General features: G+C 64.0%; 1 protein-coding gene. It reads right to left on the minus strand.

Features of this window, described 5'->3' with window-relative positions; translation table 11 throughout:
* Positions 1 to 501: 501 nt before the first annotated feature.
* Positions 502 to 1746 (minus strand): ATP-binding protein, encoded by a 1245-nt coding sequence (locus U9980_RS13700; protein ID WP_322768260.1) that lies wholly within the window; start codon positions 1744 to 1746, stop codon positions 502 to 504.
* Positions 1747 to 2085: the final 339 nt, after the last annotated feature.

Raw genomic sequence — 2085 nt, forward strand, 5'->3', positions numbered from 1 at the left:
GATCAAGCTGACACGCTGCTCCATTACTGAAGCCTACTTCGCCAGGGGCACAGGCCCGGCCACCAACGATGCAGCCAGCCTCTTAGAGCGACCGGCAATAGGGACGGGCGTCGCGGGGCCGGGGCACGCACCTCGCCTCGTTGTCGTCGGTCGCCACCCAACACCAGGGTGACTCCCTCCTCCGCCTCGCGATCTACGCACCCCGGCCCCGCTCCTTGATCCACGCCCCTATTGCCGGGCGCTCTTAACGATGTGAATCCGATGCTCCTACCACAACACCAGATTCACATCGTTCCCAAAGAGCGACCGGCGTAGGGAGGGACGACGAGACTGGCCAGGGCCAGTCCGAGCCGTTTGGGGGACCAGATGGCGCAGGGGAAGAAGGTGGTGCACCTCGGCACAGCGATCACGGCCGACGACGTTCGCGCCCTGGATGAGCTCTCGTCGACCTGATCCCCACTTGATGATCCCGATCCCGTAGTCGCCGGTCCGACGGGACGCTCACGTCCCGGTCTCCCACAGAGCAGAGATCGGCAGACAGACCAGCCCCGCGCCGAAACTGAGCGATTCGGCACCGCAGTAGAACACGAATCCAGCGTGAAACCGTGCGCCGAGCCGCCGCTGCAGGAGTTTCAGGCCACGGAAGTCCTCCGCACGTACCGTCTCCGCGGCCTTCACCTCGATACCGATAACCCGGCCTACGTTGTCCTCCAGAACCCCATCCACTTCGTACTGGTCCCGGTCACGGTAATGATACAGCCGGGCGGATGTCTGGGACCAGGTCAGCTGCCGCGCCAGTTCGCTGAGGACGAAGTTCTCGAGCAGACCGCCGACCGGCCCGTCGGTGCTGGGGCTCGTCGCCAGGTAATTGGCGAGCCCGGTATCCACGAAGATAGCTTTGGGCGTCGCGACCGCCCTTGTCGTGAGGTTCGTCGACCACGCTGGCACGAGCCGCACGAGATAGACCGTTTCCAGAATGTTGATGTAGCTACGGGCTGTCGGGGCCGAAAGACCCAGTTCGCCCGCAATGCGGCTGATGTTGAGTAGTCCGCCGGTCTGTGTGGCCAACAACGAAAGGAGCCTGCGCATCTCGCCGGACTTCTCGATGTCGGCCACCTGCCTGACATCACGGCTGAGAAGATCTGAAACATAGCCCTCGAAGAACCGCTGCCGCCGGCGCGGGTTCTCTCGCCGCCATGCTTCCGGGTAGCCTCCTCGGGTCATCCTGGCGAGGTAGTCCTTACGTTTCAGCACCGACGACCCGCTACGCAGGTCGGCACCGAGTGCGAAAGCAGCATCGACGAAGCCGTCGGGAGCATCGTCGATCTCACCTTGGGACAACGGCCAGAGTTCGACGGTCTCGGATCGACCGGGCAAGGCATCGGGCAGGCCGTGCAATGCGAGCAGCCGCGCAGATCCGGTCAGCAGGAATCGGCCGGGCCGAGGATCACGGTCGACGAGATTTTTGATTGCCAGCCAGAGATCGGGCACTCGTTGTACCTCGTCGATGAGCATCAGACCGTCGTGGCGAATGAACCGGACCGGGTCCTCGGTGGCAGCGGCCCGGGTCGCCGGGTCATCGAGAAACCGGGCTACCCCGTCGGCCCGCGCCCGCAGCACGACCTCAGCCAGGGTGCTCTTGCCAACCTGGCGGGCACCGTTGACGACCACGACCCGCGTGTCGGCCAGCGCCTCTGTGATCAGGTCCACCGCTCGTCTGGGTACATAGTCAGCCGCCCTGCGCACGAAGTGATCGTAGCAGCACCCCTTCGATCTGCCGAATAAGGATCTTTCAACCTGCCGATCCCCTACCTTTCGATCTGCCGAATCACGATCTTTTGATCTGCCGAACCGGCCTTCCTGTGTGCCGGAGCTCCGCCCGACCCGACCGTGCCGATATCCACACCCTGTACGAACAAATGTTCGACTTTGAGGGCATTTCGGACTATCGTTGATCTATGCCGAACGCCGACGACATCCCCGGCGTGCGCTGGGGCACCCGCCGATGCCGTCGGTAGCCACCCGCTGTTGCCACCAGGCCATGGCGACGGCCAGCACAAGAAAGCCCTGGCCTGGTGGCCCGCG

This window comes from Protofrankia sp. Cr1 (assembly GCF_963555865.1).
Classification (GTDB): Bacteria; Actinomycetota; Actinomycetes; order Frankiales; family Frankiaceae; genus Protofrankia.